Genomic DNA, 14,555 nt, shown 5'->3' on the forward strand with positions numbered 1-14,555 from the left:
ATGATTGTTTCCATTGATGTTGATGCACAAAAAACGTTTACGCCACTGTGTCCTGACGAACTGCCCGTGAACGAGGGGCATTTGATTGTCGAGGAGTTAAATGCCCAAGCCGCTTTGGCGGATTTGCGTGTGATGACGAAAGATGCGCATCATATGGCGGCGAAATGGCTTGTGGATAACCCTGTTGATATGTTGAAGCCGACAGGTTTGTCCGATGCGGATTTGACTTGGGTGGCTCATGCGATGGTCGGTACGTGCGGCTATGAATTGTTGGACGGTCTGCCTTCCGCCAAGGAATACGATTATTGCGTTTGGAAAGGTGTCGATCCCGAATTGCATCCTTACGGCGCGTGTTTTCACGATATTGAGGAAAAACTGAGCACTGGATTGATTGAGTGGCTGCGTTGTCAAAATACGAATATGGTCATTGTCGGTGGCTTGGCTACGGATTATTGTGTTAAAACAACGGTTTTGCAGTTACTTAAAGGCGGTCGTTGGCAGGTTATCGTGAATGAAGCGGCTTGTCGGGGTATTGCGCCCGATACCATTGAAGCAGCGTGGCAGGAAATGCGTTCTTCGGGTGCGATAATTTTGAAAAACGCCGAAAAAATTAAAAAATATATTAATAATCAATAACTTATAATTGTTTCACGTGAAACACCCTGTCTACATATGAAAATTTTACTTGTCCGTTTGTCCAGTATGGGTGATTTAATTCACACTTTGCCCGCAATCGAAGATTTGGCGCGACAATGCTCTGATGTAGAACTGCATTGGCTATGTGAAGCCGGGTTTGCGGGTATTGCACGGTTGCATCCGTTTGTAAAAAAGGTCCATGTAATGAAATGGCGGCAATGGCGCAAACATCTCTTTCAGGCTGAAACTTGGCGGGAGATGGGTCGTTTGAAACAGGCTTTGCTGCAGGAAGCATTTGATTTTGTATTGGACAGTCAGGGTCTGATTAAAAGCGCGTGTTTCGCCAAAATGGCAAAATCCCCTATTTATGGTTTGGATAAACACAGTGCGCGTGAGGGGGTGGCTGCTTTGGCGTATGATAAAAAGTATGTCGTACCGAAAGGTAGAAATGCCGTTTGGCGCAACCGTGATCTGTTTGCCCAGGTGTTTGGGTATGCAATGCCTGAGACGCAGGTATTTGGTTTGTCCGTTCCTGAAGCAAGCCGTCTGAAAAATTTAGCGCAGCCGTATTATGCGGCTTTGCACGCGACCAGTCGGGACAGTAAGTTATGGCCTATGGAAAATTGGCGGGAGTTGCTGCAGAAACTGAATCAAAAACAACAATGCAATGTTTATCTGCCTTGGGGAAACGAGGCTGAAAAAGTGCGTGCGGAACAGATTGCAGACGGGCTGCCGTTTACCATAGTGTGCGCTAAAATGAATTTATTACAGGCGGCGTATCTGTTGAAACACGCGGTTGGAATAGTTGGTGTAGATACCGGTTTGCTGCATTTGGCAAATGCCTTGGAAAAACCTGTGGTCGGCATTTATACCGATACCGATCCGATTAAAACAGGCGTTCAAGTTTCGGCTATTGCAAAAAATGTGGGCAATATCGGGCAGATTCCGACCGCAGATTTGGTTTATCAAACGCTGATGGATTGTGTTTCAGCAGATAAAGGCTAAAGGGTCGTCTAAAACTGATATGGCGGCATGATATTTTCCAATTTATTAGATACAGGAATGTATATCCGCCAGCCTGAGTAAATACTTTAAAAATGGTATAATCGGTAAAATTATCCGAAAGATTGCTAAATAAATTCGTTTTTAAGGAAAACGGATTTGATTTTATAAAGAAGAAGGTTTGGTTTCGCTGGATGGTGAAAGCAGCGTTCTTTTTAGGAGAATTCAATGAAAGCACTGGTCGCAGTAAAGCGCGTAGTGGACTACAACGTCAAAGTCCGTGTGAAAGCCGATGGTTCGGATGTGGACATCGGCAATGTCAAAATGTCGATGAACCCGTTTGATGAAATCGCTGTGGAAGAAGCCGTCCGTTTGAAAGAAGCCGGGAAAGTAAGCGAAATTGTAGCGGTTTCTTTGGGTGAAAAGAAATGCGAAGAAACCTTGCGTACCGCTTTGGCAATGGGTGCCGACCGTGCCATTCATATTGAAACCGATGTGAAATTAGAGCCGCTGGCAGTTGCCAAACTGCTGAAAGCTGTTGCGGACAAAGAAAATCCGCAAATTTTCTTTTTGGGCAAACAAGCGATTGATGACGATGCCAATCAAGTGGCGCAAATGCTGGCAGCTTTGTTGAATGCGGCGCAAGGTACATTTGTTTCAAAAGTACAAATTGAAGGTGATGAAGTACAGATTGTGCGCGAAATTGATGGCGGCGAAGAAACGATTGCGTTGAAACTGCCTGCAGTCATCAGCGCAGATTTGCGTTTGAACGAGCCGCGCTTTGTCAAACTCCCCAATATTATGGCGGCAAAGAAAAAACCTCTGGAAAAACTGGATTCTGCCGATTTGGCTACCGATATTTCGCCTCGTCTGAAAACGGTGAAATTTGCCGAACCTAAGGCGCGTCAGGCAGGCGTAAAAGTAGCAAGCGTTGCCGAATTGGTTGAAAAATTGAAAAACGAAGCCAAAGTGATTTGAGGAGGCTGAAATGAGCGTATTGATTATTGCCGAACACGACAACAAACAGTTGAATCCTGCCACTTTGCATGCTGTTGCCGCTGCCGCCAAACTGGGCAAGGTCGATTTATTGGTTGTCGGAAACGGCGCATCGTCCGTCGTGGAATTCGCGAAGCAAGTAGCGGGAGTGGAAAAAGTTTTGGTTGCAGATGCTGCTCATTATGCTGAAGGTTTGGCTGAAGAGTTGGCTCCGCTGGTTGTCAAATTGGCGGCGGATTACCGCTATGTTGCAGCAACGGCAACCACATTCGGTAAAAACCTTTTGCCCCGCGTAGCCGCCTTATTAGACGTACCGCAAATTTCTGATTTGACCGAGATTGTAGATAACACGACTTTTGTACGTCCGATTTATGCAGGTAATGCATTTGAAACCGTGCAAGCCGATTCAGAAAAATTGGTGCTGACCTTCCGTGTGACGGCTTTTGACGCAGTGGCGGCGCAAGGTGGTAATGCTGAGGTAATTAATGTTAAAACAACCCCTGCCCAAAACCTGAGTCGTTTTGTTAACCGTCAACTTTCCCATTCCGATCGTCCCGAACTGACTCAGGCAAAAGTGATTGTTTCCGGTGGTCGTGCGTTGGGTAGTGTGGAAAAATTCAGTGAAGTGCTGACACCGTTGGCGGATGTTTTAGGTGCGGCAATCGGTGCATCCCGTGCGGCGGTTGATGCCGAGTATGCACCAAACGATGCTCAAGTCGGACAAACCGGTAAGGTGGTTGCGCCGCAGCTCTATTTTGCAATCGGTATTTCAGGTGCGATTCAACACGTTGCCGGTATGCAGGACAGTAAGGTGATTGTTGCAATCAACAAAGATGCCGATGCGCCGATTTTCAATGTAGCCGATTACGGATTGGTTGGCGATTTATTTGAAATTGTTCCACAATTAATAGAATTATTGAAAAATTGATGTTTCACGTGAAACTTTCAGGCGACTTTGTTATTAATGAGGTCGTCTAAAAACATTTCAGCATGATTACGACTTATAAAACCATTACTTCCCCGACGCAGGCTGAGTTTAAAGATAAAGGCAGCCGTTTTATTGCATTTGCCTATCCGATTCGGACATTGGCTGATGTGAAAAAATACCTCAATCTGTTAAAGGAAGAGCATTATAAAGCGCGGCATTGGTGCTATGCCTATCGTTTAGGTGTGAACGGGATGCAGTTTCGCGGCAACGATGATGGAGAGCCACCAGGAAGTGCTGGGCGGCCAATTTTGGGACAGATTGATTCGGTGGGTATCACTGATGTTTTGGTCGTGGTCGTCCGCTATTTCGGTGGTGCTTTATTGGGCGTTCCCGGCTTGATTCACGCATACAAAGAGGTAACGGCTCAGGCGTTGGCGATCGCGGAAGTGGTTGAAAAGAATATTGAAAAAACCGTTTGGCTGAAATGTGAGTATCCGTTTTTGAATGAAGCAATATGCATTGCCAAACAATATCAGGCGGATATATTGGAGCAGGATTTGCAGTTGGATTGCCGATTGACGGTAAGTTTGTCGTTGGCAAATTATGAGGCCTGTGTTGCGGCTTGGAAGAATACACGGCAGGTTGAAGTAAATACGGAAAAGCCTTTTGAATGAAAGGTTGTATGAAATGCTTTGTAATGGTATTTCAGGCAACCTCTTCGCTGATTAATTTTCTTGTGTATATCTGTCTAAGGTATCGACGCTGGAGCATAAATATAGCCAAGCCAATTGATGGAATTCGCCCGGCGCGTTCCATAATGCATCTTCACTCATAATGCTATATTCGCCTTCTGTTTGCAAATTCAGTTCTACCCCGTCTTTAATAGTCTGATGGCGCACCTGATACTCGTGGGTATAGAAATTGTCCATATCGCGAATTAAAGCGACGGCATATTTCCAACGGCGGATGTTTTCTTCCAGTTGCAGTAGTAAATGACACCATTCGCGGTATTTGCTTTGGATTTCATCAATACGTTTTTGCGTGTTTGCTTGTTATTTTTTAATTTGTGAATAAGTTGAATAGGTTGCAGAGTGGAATGAAGTGGTCTTTTGTTTGATTCTACTAAAATTTCTTCAGATGGGACAAAAGTTCCTTTGTATCGAGTTTTCGTTAAAAGTACATATTTGTCAAGGAGATGGCATGAAACTGCTGGTTATCGGTAATGGCGGTCGCGAACACGCGCTGGCTTGGAAGTTGGCGCAATCGCCCAAAGTGGAAACAGTATTTGTTGCGCCCGGTAATGCCGGTACGGCGATTGAATCCAAGCTCCAAAACATTGCCTTGACCGCGTATCAGGATTTGATTGAATTCTGCCGTAAAGAAAATATTGTTTTTACCGTCGTCGGCCCTGAAGCGCCTTTGGCGGCAGGTATTGTGGATGATTTTCGTGCCGCAGGGCTGAAAATATTTGGTCCGACACAATATGCGGCGCAGTTGGAAAGTTCTAAAGATTTCGCCAAAGCATTTATGGTGAAATACAATATTCCGACCGCGCAATACCAAACCTTTGAAAATGCCGATGCCGCACATGATTACGTCAATCAGAAAGGTGCGCCTATCGTTATCAAAGCCGATGGTTTGGTGGCAGGTAAAGGCGTGATTGTGGCAATGACTTTGGATGAAGCGCATGCTGCGATTGACGATATGTTGTTGGGCAATAAAATGGGCAATGCCGGCGAACGCGTTGTGATTGAAGATTTTCTGCAAGGCGAAGAAGCGAGCTTTATCGTTATGGTTGATGGCAATCATGTATTACCTATGGCGACCAGTCGAGACCACAAACGTCTTTTAGACGGAGATAAAGGCCCGAATACGGGCGGTATGGGTGCGTACAGTCCCGCGCCTGTGGTAACGCCTGCTGTGTACGAGCGTGCGATGAACGAGATTATTTTGCCGACCGTAGCGGGTATGAAAGCGGAGGGGCACGAGTTCACCGGCTTTTTGTACGCAGGTTTGATGATCGATCAAAGCGGTGCACCCTATACGATTGAGTTTAACTGCCGTTTCGGCGATCCCGAAACCCAGCCGATTATGAGCCGTCTAAACAGCGATTTGGCGGATTTGGTTGAAGCGGCAATAGACGGCAGACTGGACAGCGTCAAAGCGGAATGGAATCCGCAAACTGCCGTGGGTGTGGTACTGGCGGCGCAAAATTACCCCGAAACACCCAAGAAAGGCGATGTTATTTCCGGTTTGGATGACGTCAACCGAATCGGCAAAGTATTCCATGCCGGCACAACGGTAAACGAGAAAGGCGACGTGTTGACCAACGGCGGGCGCATATTGTGTGTTGTAGGATTGGGCGACGATGTGGCGCAAGCGAAAGCCAAGGCGTATGGCGCGTTGGAAAAAATCAGCTTCGACGGGATGCAATACCGTAAAGACATTGCCGATAAAGCGATTAACCGTTAATTAGAAAGAGGATGATGCCGTCTGAAGCCAAGTATGACTGATGCGCTTCAGACGGCATTTTATATTATGTTATTTTCGAGAATTATCGCAGCATCAGCGCAACGTAAGTTAAGCGTTTATTTGAAAAAAGGCGGTTTGGTTGCTTATCCGACCGAATCTTGTTATGGCTTGGGGTGTCTTCCGACATTAGCCAAAGCACTCGGTAAGTTGGCGCATTTGAAAAAAAGGCCGCAACACAAGGGTATGATTGTCATCGGGAATCAACTTGAACAATTGCAGCCTTTACTTCAAATGCCGTTTGAAAACATTCAAACCATGCTTAGAAACGAATGGCCTGCTCCTAAGACTTTCCTATTGTTGGCTAAATCTGGCGTATTACCTGCGTTGCGCGGGAAGAGGCGCAGCAAGCTTGCGGTCAGAGTGCCCGATCATACAGGTGCAAGGCGTTTGTGTCAGGCATTGGGTATGCCTTTGGTTTCCACTTCATGTAATCGGGCGGGTAAACGCGCGTGTCGGACGGAGAGGGAAGTCAGAAGGCAGTTCGGACGCGATGTGTGGATTGTCGGTGGGAGAATCGGCAGGCAGAAATCGCCGAGTCAGATTATCGATGGGGAAACAGGTAAACGTTTGCGTTAGATATGGATGCTTGAGTGAAAACTTTTTTGCATACACAAAGAAAAAATTTTTTGGATGGTATTTCTCTACATGATTGTTATCGCACGGCGATAAAGGTAGAAGGACGCAACGTCTGCTTTGATTTTGAGGACGGTTTTGTCGTTCTGGACAATAATCCGAACAATCAAGCGGGCAAGCATCTGAAAACAGATTTTTCCCGTGTTGTTTTAACCCATGAAAATAGAAACGCCGAAGACGACTATTTGGTCGATATTTTTGAAGACATCGTCTTTTTAGGGAAACGTTTGTTTACAGTCAGAAAATTTCTTGATTTTTCTGAATTGCTTGAAATGATCAATGCACAAGGCTATTTTCTTGAATTTCTGTATCTGTATGAATGTATCGGTGTCAAAACAAGCGATTATTTTTTAGAGGCTGTGTTGGTTACGGGACGGAGCCGGGAATGTAAAAAATGCTTTATCAAAATTATGAGGGCAAGCAGTTTTGTGTATCAATGGAACAATTTACGTTTGAATAGTGAGATTGTATAGCGGGTTTATATTTCGGATGGAAGCCGGTTTAAAAAAATAATGTGGATAATTTCAGGGAATGGCAAAATGTCGTCTGAAATGCTGATATTTCAGTATTCCAGACGGCATTTTTATAATAAGGCTTATGGATAAATTTGTGTATAAGTTGAAATCAGAGTTTTTTCCCGCATACGGTTTCATATTGTTTTTCAGTTAATGTCCCGGACAGGATGCTCATCGGGCGGAGGGAAGAGGCTGTGTAGTTTTGTGTGGAAATTTCCGTGTTTTTTGTATCAAATAACTGTAGCGAACTTAAGCGGTATGTTTTGTTGTTGCAGTGGATTTCCCACTCGGCAATGGCAGTCTTGTATGCGGGGGTGTTGGCAAAACGTTCTTGTTTCAGATTGGTAACAACTTTTTTATCTTGGAAAATCATCAGATTTCCGTTTTTTCTCACACTGTCTTTATTAATATATGTATGAATATTGCCGTTTGAGATTGTGCCGATATTTTCCCATCGGGCAGACTTGTCCGGTGTGCTGCAGGCGGTTATCAAAATAGGGAGTAAAACGAAAGATAGGAAGATTGGGCGCATTAGGGTTTCCTTAATCATTGAAATCCGCTCATTCAGAAAGAACGGGTTGGGCGGGAGGGGTAATGCCGTCTGTGAAATGAGGCAAATATGGGAAATTGATGCAGCCTTCGTGTTTTACGTATTTATATATTCCGTATGGAGGAATATGCTGCTTTTGAAGAGTGTATTATGGATGAACTGCCGATAACAGTAAATCGGTTTGATTTGTTTCCGTCAGCTTATGCCGTCTGAAGCCCTTTCAGACGGCATTTATTTTGAAGTTCTGGTTGTTTTTGCCAGTGATATTTTGATGGTTTGAAGCTGTCTTTTATATTCCCGGCAATGCGGGCAGAACAGCAGGTGCATATATATGGAAATCTTCTCGCCCGGGGTGGTTTCCCGGTCCTGATGTTTGGAAAGAAGCAGGGCAATATCGCGGCATTTTTTCATAACGTTTACTTCGGGTTTTCTTGGTTGAACCATTTGATTTGCAGGCATTGGCGCAATGATTCTCGGGCGCGGTGCATAATGGTGTGGTAGTTGGACGTGCTGATACCGCACATTTGTTGTATTTCGTTGGATGAAAAACCGAGTATTTCCTTCAGGGTGAATACCCGTGCGGTGTTTTCAGGCAGGTTGTATAGGCAGCTTTGCAGAATTTTTTGGAATTCGTTGTTATTTAATGATTTTTCCGGAGTGTTCCAATGTTGCGGCTGCCCTTCCGGCGTCCAATGCCCGTTTTGGGAAAAATGGCTTTCAAATGCTTCATCCAGCAGCTCGTCATCCAGTGCGGTAAAGACTTTCCTCTGCCTCCCGATTTGACGTAATGCGTCAATAATTTTGTTTTTCAATATGGCAAAAAGCCAGCTGTTGACAAGTGCCCTGCCTTGAAAACTGTCGCCTGCGCTGTATGCGGACAGCAATGTTTCCTGCACTAAATCTTCAGCCAAATCAGGGTGGTCGGGCAACTGGAGCCGCGCAAAATGCAGAAGCAGTTTGCGCGACTCCATTAATTCGGCATCGGTCAGGTCGGGTAGCGGCATAGTATCGGGAACAAGGTAATTTTATGCGGATAGATGGTTTTGGCTCGGGGAATTGCCTTCCATATTTTCGGATATGGCGGACAAGGAGGGGATGATAATCCTTTGTTCAATCCAGCCTGACCATTTCCCAAGCAAAATATTTTTCCAATTATCGGCTTTAGGCATAAATTCGACAAGGGTTTGGGCGAGGGTGTCAAACGAAAGCGCGGAGGAACCCATTATCTCCAGCAGCATCATATCGAAGCCGTCCAATGTTTGGTACATCACATCATCTTCGGCGTTTCGCCATATTAACAAGGCTGTTTCCGCTTCCTGCAAATCATGGGTAACATCGTATCGATATTGCCGGATAAAGGCCGCAGGGGAGGGCGTGTATTTGCTGTCATTTGAATAATGAATGTCGGGAATATCCGGAATTTGTGCAACTTCTGCCAGCAATTGGGTATATTCAAAATCCATCAGCGCCAAAATGCCGTCTGAAAGCGGCGGGCTTTGGCAATATTGTAGGAACTCGCCGGGGATTTCTTGAAAATAGGGCGTTTGGGCACGCGCGTCGCGGACGAAACCTTCTTTCAGACGGCTCCATTCTTTGCTGTCAAAGTATTGCCGCGTTTCGGTATAGCAGCGGTCGATAAAGCTGTGGATATTGTTGCGTATCAGGCGGATATAGACGTTCAATCGGTCTTGCGGCAGACCGTCTGCGGCTTCGCCCCCGCGTATGGCTTGGGAGAAACGGTGCTGGTATTGGGCGGAGGTTTCAGGCTGCACGGCGGTATTCCTTTCCGGCACGCGTTTGATAATCGGCAATTTTGGCAACTTCGGCTTCGAGTTCGGCAAAAGGTGGGAAATTGAAATCGCGTTCCAACAGGGTGGGAGGGATGGTGGGAAGCTTGGTGTAGGTGAGTTCGAGCAAGTCCCAAACGGTCGGTAAAACCGCCGCGCCGTGGGTATCAATCAAAAGCTCGGGGGTTTCGGCATCGTGTCCGGCGATGTGGATGTAGCACACGCGCCCTGCGTCCACATTCTCTAAAAAGGCCTCAGGCGACAGCAGGCCGTGATTGACGGCGTTGACGTAAATATTGTTCACATCCAAATGAATACCGCAGTCGGCTTCACGGGCAACCGCGTTGAGGAACTCGACCTCGTTCATCTCGGCAAGCGGAGAATGCAGGTAGTAGGACGTGTTTTCCACGGCGATGCGGCAGCCCAAACGGTCTTGTACTTCGCGGATACGCCGCGCCGTATGATGCACCATTTCTTCAGTGAAAGGCAGCGGCAATAAATCGTAAAGATGACCGCCGTCGTGGCAGTAGCTCAAATGATCGGAGAAAAACGTGCAGTCATAACGGCACATCATTTCTTTGATGCCGTCTATCAAATCGGTATCCAGCGGGGCTTGTCCGCCCAGCGACATAGATAATCCGTGCAACGCCAGCGGCAGCCGTTCCGCCACACGGTCAAACTGTTTGCGCGCCCTGCCGCCCATTTTCAGCCAGTTTTCCGGTGCGGCTTCGATAAAGCATATCGGGCTGTTTTCGGAAAGCGAGAGAAAGTCTTCCGCTAAATCGCGGCGGTAGCCCAAGCCTGCGTGTTGAATCATATTTTTACCCGGTTCGGATGGCACAAAAGAATGATGTGCTTGTTAAAAAAAATCTTTGTTTGCCGTTAAAAAAGCCGCATTTTACTGAAAAACGCGGCTTGGTTTGAAGGGGCGGGATTATTTAGAACCGCATTTGCCTTCGCCGCATTTGCCTTCGGCAGATTTGGCTTTGGCTTTAGATGCTTTGGTGTGTTTGTGGGCTTTTTTTACAGTTGCACCGCATTTGCCCTCGCCGCATTTGCCTTCGCCTGCTTTAGAAGCAGCCGCGCCGCACGAACCTTCGGCAGATTTGGATGCGCCGCAAGAGCCTTGGGCGGATTTTTGAACGCCTGTTGCGTTGCTTGCCGGTTTGTCGGCGGCAACGGCGCCGGCGGCCAAAGACAGGGATAAAGCACCGGCGAGTGCGGCAGCAATGTTTTTGTTCATTTCTATTTCCTTTTCAGAATATCAAGTTAACGAGATAAGGTTGGAATGTTTAAAGTCGGATTCCACGACTGAATCAATCTTGTTTCAGACGGCATCGGGGGCAAAACCGTTTTTTCAGCAGCGTATCCAGCGACCATCCGCCCGCACCCTGGAAAAGCAGCGGGATTAATACCACGATATAAATTAAAGCCATTTTATAACCGTTGTCGCAGACATTGTAACCCGAACCGGCGTGAACCGCAGCCCAAGCGACGGCGGTAACGACCATCAGCCCCAATGCCGACAGGCGCGTTGCCAAACCCAAAAGCAACAGTACGGGCAGCAAAAGCTCCGCATACATGGCGAAATTCCAGTTTAACGCGTCCGGCAGCAAGTTGAACGGGAATGGAAACTGATCGTTGATTTCGGAAAACCAATTCTCCCCGTTCCATTTTTGCAAACCCGATTCCAAAAATTCATATGCGGCAAACAGACGCAAAACCAGCATAGCGGATGCCGTCTGCCAAGTTGTTCCGATTTTCATAAGTGTTCCTGTTTTTGTTCCTGTTGATACCCCGTTAGACGGATTTTGTCGGAAAAACTGACACCCGTCAGCTAATAATTTAACAAGTTAATGAATATAAAAAGAAAGTATTTTGACGGAAAGAAAGGGAAAAAGGCGGGATATTTGGATAACGGCGGTGTTGTGAGATAATTCCCGCCTTGGACGGTATGCCTTCAAATACAATTTCCGTAAAGGAAAAAAAGAAAATATTAATTTTGATGATGATATAAAAAGCCCCCTTTAGCTTGGCTGTCAAAGGGGGGGTTAAGAAAAGCAATCCCCCCCCTTTTTTTTTGACGGGGAGCAATATATAAAGGAATGGAAAATATGGTAACGTTTTCAAAAATCAGATCATTTTTGGCAATCGCCGCCGCCGCGTTGCTTGCCGCCTGCGGTACGGCGGGAAACAATGCCGCCCGCAAGCCGGTGCAAACCGCCAAACCCGCCGCAGTGGTCGCTTTGGCACTCGGTGGCGGCGCATCTAAAGGATTTGCCCATATAGGAATTGTTAAGGTTTTGAAAGAAAACGGTATTCCTGTGAAGGTGGTTACCGGCACATCGGCAGGTTCGATAGTCGGCAGCCTTTTGGCATCGGGTATGTCGCCCGACCGCCTCGAATTGGAAGCCGAGATTTTAGGTAAAACCGATTTAGTCGATTTAACCTTGTCCACCAGTGGTTTTATCAAAGGCGAAAAGCTGCAAAATTACATCAACCGAAAAGTCGGCGGCAGGCAGATTCAGCAGTTTCCCATCAAATTTGCCGCCGTTGCCACTGATTTTGAAACCGGCAAGGCCGTCGCTTTCAATCAAGGGAATGCCGGGCAGGCGGTTCGTGCTTCCGCCGCCATTCCCAATGTGTTCCAGCCAGTCATCATCGGCAGGCACAAATATGTTGACGGCGGTCTGTCGCAGCCCGTGCCCGTCAGTGCCGCTCGGCGGCAGGGGGCGAATTTCGTGATTGCCGTCGATATTTCCGCACGTCCGAGCAAAAATGTCGGTCAAGGTTTCTTCTCTTATCTCGATCAGACGCTGAACGTGATGAGCGTTTCCGTGTTGCAAAACGAGTTGGGGCAGGCGGATGTGGTTATCAAACCGCAGGTTTTGGATTTGGGTGCAGTCGGCGGATTTGATCAGAAAAAGCGCGCCATCCGGTTGGGCGAGGAGGCAGCACGTGCCGCATTGCCTGAAATCAAACGCAAACTGGCGGCATACCGTTATTGACGCTATGCCGTCTGAACGTATTTCCAGAAGGCTTCATCCATAGAAAAAAATACCCGAATCCCGTACAATACGCCCCTAAAATTTTGAAAGAACGAAAGAATCATGGAAGCCGAAGTAATCAACCAGCTCAACAACACCCTGAATGATTTGGAGAAGCGTAGCGAAGACATCCGCGTTTATATGGATTATCAGGGCAAGAAAGACCGATTGGAAGAAGTCATCGGGCTTTCCGAAGACCCCGAGCTTTGGAACGACCCGAAACGTGCCCAAGAAATCGGCAAAGAGAGCAAAATCCTTGAAGGCATCGTGCTGACGCTCGACAACATCGCTTCGGGTATCGAAGACAACCGTATGCTGATTGAAATGGCCGTCGAAGAAAACGACGAAGAAGGTTTTGCCGCCGTGAAGGAAGACGTGGCGGGGCTGGAAAAACAGATGGCGGATTTGGAGTTCAAACGGATGTTCAACCAGCCCGCCGACCCGAACAACTGCTTTATCGACATCACCGCCGGCGCGGGCGGTACCGAAGCGGAAGACTGGGCGGGGATGCTGTTCCGTATGTACAGCCGCTATGCCGAGCGCAAAGGCTTCAAAATCGAAATCCTTGAGGAAGACGACGGCGAAATCGCAGGCATCAACCGCGCCACCATCCGAGTGGAAGGCGAATACGCTTATGGTTTGCTGCGTACCGAAACCGGCGTTCACCGTCTGGTGCGCTACTCGCCGTTTGATTCGAACAACAAACGCCATACCTCGTTTGCCTCCGTGTTCGTTTACCCTGAAATCGACGATTCCATCGAAATCGAAATCAACCCCGCCGATTTGCGCATCGACACCTATCGCGCATCGGGTGCGGGCGGTCAGCACATCAACAAAACCGACTCCGCCGTGCGTATTACCCACGAGCCGACGGGGATTGTGGTGCAATGTCAAAACGACCGTTCTCAACACGCCAACAAAGCCGCCGCGATGGAAATGTTGAAATCCAAACTGTATGAATTGGAAATGCGCAAACGCAACGAAGAGAAACAGGCATTGGAAGAAGGTAAATCCGATGTGGGTTGGGGCAGCCAAATCCGTTCGTATGTTTTGGATTCCTCACGCATCAAAGACTTGCGTACAGGCTACGAAGTCGGCAACACCAAAGCCGTATTGGACGGCGACTTGGACGGCTTTATCGAAGCCAGCCTGAAACAGGGTGTGTAGTTTGAGACGTATGCCGTCTGAAGCCTGTGCCGCTTCAGACGGCATTTTTGCGTTTCGTGTTATAATCCGCGCCGCACACGGGACGGGCAGACAGTCGCCGCGTATCGCGTAAGGCATACGGGGAGGAAAGTCCGGGCTCCGCAGGGTAGAATGCCGGTTAACGGCCGGGCGCGGTAACGCGACGGAAAGTGGAACAGAAAGCAAAACCGCCGATGGCTGCTTTGGCAGCACAGGCAAGGGTGAAAAGGTGCGGTAAGGGCGCACCGCGCATTTGGTAACAATATGCGGCAGGCCAAACCCCATTCGGAGCAAGACCAAACAGAACGCAATGACGCTGCCCGCCGAGCGTTCGGGTAGGTTGCTTGAGCATACCGGCAACGGTATGCCTAGAGGAATGACTGTCCGAGACAGAACCCGGCTTACCGCCTGTCCGGTGTGCATCCGACACGCAAATGCCGTCTGAAACCTGAAATACGGTTCGGACGGCATTTTTATTTAGGCTGTGTTTTTATATTCCGTTGATGCAGCCCTGATGAGTCGGACAAAATGCCTTTTACTCAATAGGACCGGTTTCCGCCCAAGCGGAAATAAACGGCTATTTCCCTTGCAAACAGACGGAATCAGGCGGGTATTTAAATGACAATCAGCAGGCTGCCTTCCGGTTGGGGGGGGAAAGCCTGTCCTGTCGGGTGGAAACGGTTTGGTTTCATTATGCGGAAAAATGCCGTCTGAAGGGTTCAGACGGCATCGGCGCATCGGGGC

Annotated in this window: 18 protein-coding genes and 1 other RNA gene; 11 read left to right on the top strand and 8 right to left on the bottom strand. The window is 47.7% G+C overall.

From position 1 onward, the window contains the following. From DFR77_RS04845 to DFR77_RS04865, 5 genes are all read left to right on the top strand, one after another. On the top strand, window positions 1-636 hold the full coding sequence (locus tag DFR77_RS04845) for a nicotinamidase (protein ID WP_003694486.1): 636 nt from the start codon (window positions 1-3) through the stop codon (window positions 634-636). A gap of 36 nt (window positions 637-672) precedes the next feature. Further along, on the top strand, window positions 673-1,641 hold the full coding sequence (gene waaC, locus DFR77_RS04850) for a lipopolysaccharide heptosyltransferase I (RefSeq protein ID WP_003688094.1): 969 nt from the start codon (window positions 673-675) through the stop codon (window positions 1,639-1,641). Window positions 1,642-1,866: 225 nt separating this feature from the next. Then, window positions 1,867-2,616 carry an electron transfer flavoprotein subunit beta/FixA family protein gene (locus tag DFR77_RS04855; protein WP_003688096.1) on the top strand — a complete coding sequence of 250 codons (750 nt, stop codon included), beginning with the start codon at window positions 1,867-1,869 and terminating at the stop codon, window positions 2,614-2,616. Between the two features lie 10 nt (window positions 2,617-2,626). Then, on the top strand, window positions 2,627-3,562 hold the full coding sequence (locus DFR77_RS04860; protein ID WP_003688098.1) for an electron transfer flavoprotein subunit alpha/FixB family protein: 936 nt from the start codon (window positions 2,627-2,629) through the stop codon (window positions 3,560-3,562). A gap of 62 nt (window positions 3,563-3,624) precedes the next feature. Next, window positions 3,625-4,236 (top strand): IMPACT family protein, encoded by a 612-nt coding sequence (locus DFR77_RS04865; protein ID WP_113852052.1) that lies wholly within the window; start codon window positions 3,625-3,627, stop codon window positions 4,234-4,236. A gap of 51 nt (window positions 4,237-4,287) precedes the next feature. Here DFR77_RS04865 and DFR77_RS04870 read toward each other — a convergent pair whose 3' ends face one another. Beyond that, window positions 4,288-4,593 (bottom strand): DUF4298 domain-containing protein, encoded by a 306-nt coding sequence (locus DFR77_RS04870; protein ID WP_029670075.1) that lies wholly within the window; start codon window positions 4,591-4,593, stop codon window positions 4,288-4,290. A 169-nt stretch (window positions 4,594-4,762) separates the two neighbouring features. On the opposite strand from DFR77_RS04870, the gene purD reads away from it, so the two are divergent. The 3 genes from purD to DFR77_RS04885 are packed head-to-tail and all read left to right on the top strand — an operon-like array spanning window position 4,763 to window position 7,200. Continuing rightward, entirely contained in the window at window positions 4,763-6,034 is a 1,272-nt protein-coding gene (gene purD, locus DFR77_RS04875) for a phosphoribosylamine--glycine ligase (protein WP_003688105.1), read from the top strand. Between the two features lie 33 nt (window positions 6,035-6,067). Continuing rightward, window positions 6,068-6,670 carry an L-threonylcarbamoyladenylate synthase gene (locus tag DFR77_RS04880; protein ID WP_003688107.1) on the top strand — a complete coding sequence of 201 codons (603 nt, stop codon included), beginning with the start codon at window positions 6,068-6,070 and terminating at the stop codon, window positions 6,668-6,670. Between the two features lie 14 nt (window positions 6,671-6,684). Further along, entirely contained in the window at window positions 6,685-7,200 is a 516-nt protein-coding gene (locus DFR77_RS04885) for a hypothetical protein (RefSeq protein ID WP_003688109.1), read from the top strand. 151 nt (window positions 7,201-7,351) lie between these two features. On the opposite strand, the gene DFR77_RS04890 is transcribed toward DFR77_RS04885, so the two are convergent. The 7 genes from DFR77_RS04890 to DFR77_RS04925 all read right to left on the bottom strand — a co-directional run bounded on the left by DFR77_RS04890 (window position 7,352) and on the right by DFR77_RS04925 (window position 11,345). Beyond that, window positions 7,352-7,792 carry a surface-adhesin E family protein gene (locus DFR77_RS04890; protein ID WP_003688111.1) on the bottom strand — a complete coding sequence of 147 codons (441 nt, stop codon included), beginning with the start codon at window positions 7,790-7,792 and terminating at the stop codon, window positions 7,352-7,354. A gap of 231 nt (window positions 7,793-8,023) precedes the next feature. Continuing rightward, complete coding sequence (locus DFR77_RS04900) at window positions 8,024-8,203, bottom strand: zf-HC2 domain-containing protein (RefSeq protein ID WP_003692066.1); 180 nt, start codon at window positions 8,201-8,203, stop codon at window positions 8,024-8,026. 5 nt (window positions 8,204-8,208) lie between these two features. After that, window positions 8,209-8,796 carry a sigma-70 family RNA polymerase sigma factor gene (locus DFR77_RS04905; protein WP_003688115.1) on the bottom strand — a complete coding sequence of 196 codons (588 nt, stop codon included), beginning with the start codon at window positions 8,794-8,796 and terminating at the stop codon, window positions 8,209-8,211. Window positions 8,797-8,817: 21 nt separating this feature from the next. Continuing rightward, on the bottom strand, window positions 8,818-9,564 hold the full coding sequence (locus DFR77_RS04910; protein ID WP_003705168.1) for an HvfC family RiPP maturation protein: 747 nt from the start codon (window positions 9,562-9,564) through the stop codon (window positions 8,818-8,820). Next, on the bottom strand, window positions 9,554-10,396 hold the full coding sequence (locus DFR77_RS04915; protein ID WP_025456140.1) for an HvfB family MNIO-type RiPP peptide maturase: 843 nt from the start codon (window positions 10,394-10,396) through the stop codon (window positions 9,554-9,556). The genes DFR77_RS04910 and DFR77_RS04915 overlap by 11 nt, the downstream gene beginning before the upstream one ends. Window positions 10,397-10,513: 117 nt before the next feature. After that, window positions 10,514-10,822 carry an HvfA family oxazolone/thioamide-modified RiPP metallophore gene (locus DFR77_RS04920; protein ID WP_003688122.1) on the bottom strand — a complete coding sequence of 103 codons (309 nt, stop codon included), beginning with the start codon at window positions 10,820-10,822 and terminating at the stop codon, window positions 10,514-10,516. Between the two features lie 73 nt (window positions 10,823-10,895). Then, the gene (locus tag DFR77_RS04925; protein WP_003694477.1) at window positions 10,896-11,345 is read right to left on the bottom strand and encodes an HvfX family Cu-binding RiPP maturation protein; all 450 of its coding nucleotides are present in this window, start codon (window positions 11,343-11,345) and stop codon (window positions 10,896-10,898) included. A gap of 348 nt (window positions 11,346-11,693) precedes the next feature. Between DFR77_RS04925 and DFR77_RS04930 the strand changes: the two genes are divergently transcribed. The 3 genes from DFR77_RS04930 (at window position 11,694) to rnpB (ending at window position 14,231) form a co-directional block, all read left to right on the top strand. Next, a complete protein-coding gene (locus DFR77_RS04930) occupies window positions 11,694-12,587 on the top strand; it encodes a patatin-like phospholipase family protein (protein ID WP_010355679.1) in 894 nt (297 codons plus the stop codon). A 102-nt stretch (window positions 12,588-12,689) separates the two neighbouring features. Further along, window positions 12,690-13,793, top strand: coding sequence for a peptide chain release factor 2 (gene prfB, locus DFR77_RS04935; protein WP_003688127.1), 1,104 nt, complete (start codon window positions 12,690-12,692; stop codon window positions 13,791-13,793). A 78-nt stretch (window positions 13,794-13,871) separates the two neighbouring features. Further along, window positions 13,872-14,231: RNase P RNA component class A (gene rnpB, locus DFR77_RS04940), an RNA gene on the top strand. The last annotated feature ends 324 nt before the right edge of the window (window positions 14,232-14,555 follow it).

Source organism: Neisseria gonorrhoeae (assembly GCF_003315235.1).
GTDB lineage: Bacteria > Pseudomonadota > Gammaproteobacteria > Burkholderiales > Neisseriaceae > Neisseria > Neisseria gonorrhoeae.

Excerpts from the sequence above, each read along its gene's own strand:
- DFR77_RS04905 (WP_003688115.1), bottom strand. The coding sequence starts at position 8,796 with ATGCCGCTACCCGACCTGACCGATGCCGAATTAATGGAGTCGCGCAAA.
- prfB (WP_003688127.1), top strand. The coding sequence starts at position 12,690 with ATGGAAGCCGAAGTAATCAACCAGCTCAACAACACCCTGAATGATTTG.
- DFR77_RS04900 (WP_003692066.1), bottom strand. The coding sequence starts at position 8,203 with ATGAAAAAATGCCGCGATATTGCCCTGCTTCTTTCCAAACATCAGGAC.
- DFR77_RS04925 (WP_003694477.1), bottom strand. The coding sequence starts at position 11,345 with ATGAAAATCGGAACAACTTGGCAGACGGCATCCGCTATGCTGGTTTTG.
- DFR77_RS04930 (WP_010355679.1), top strand. The coding sequence starts at position 11,694 with ATGGTAACGTTTTCAAAAATCAGATCATTTTTGGCAATCGCCGCCGCC.
- DFR77_RS04915 (WP_025456140.1), bottom strand. The coding sequence starts at position 10,396 with ATGATTCAACACGCAGGCTTGGGCTACCGCCGCGATTTAGCGGAAGAC.
- DFR77_RS04865 (WP_113852052.1), top strand. The coding sequence starts at position 3,625 with ATGATTACGACTTATAAAACCATTACTTCCCCGACGCAGGCTGAGTTT.
- purD (WP_003688105.1), top strand. The coding sequence starts at position 4,763 with ATGAAACTGCTGGTTATCGGTAATGGCGGTCGCGAACACGCGCTGGCT.
- DFR77_RS04920 (WP_003688122.1), bottom strand. The coding sequence starts at position 10,822 with ATGAACAAAAACATTGCTGCCGCACTCGCCGGTGCTTTATCCCTGTCT.
- DFR77_RS04855 (WP_003688096.1), top strand. The coding sequence starts at position 1,867 with ATGAAAGCACTGGTCGCAGTAAAGCGCGTAGTGGACTACAACGTCAAA.
- DFR77_RS04860 (WP_003688098.1), top strand. The coding sequence starts at position 2,627 with ATGAGCGTATTGATTATTGCCGAACACGACAACAAACAGTTGAATCCT.
- DFR77_RS04845 (WP_003694486.1), top strand. The coding sequence starts at position 1 with ATGATTGTTTCCATTGATGTTGATGCACAAAAAACGTTTACGCCACTG.
- DFR77_RS04880 (WP_003688107.1), top strand. The coding sequence starts at position 6,068 with ATGACTGATGCGCTTCAGACGGCATTTTATATTATGTTATTTTCGAGA.
- DFR77_RS04890 (WP_003688111.1), bottom strand. The coding sequence starts at position 7,792 with ATGATTAAGGAAACCCTAATGCGCCCAATCTTCCTATCTTTCGTTTTA.
- waaC (WP_003688094.1), top strand. The coding sequence starts at position 673 with ATGAAAATTTTACTTGTCCGTTTGTCCAGTATGGGTGATTTAATTCAC.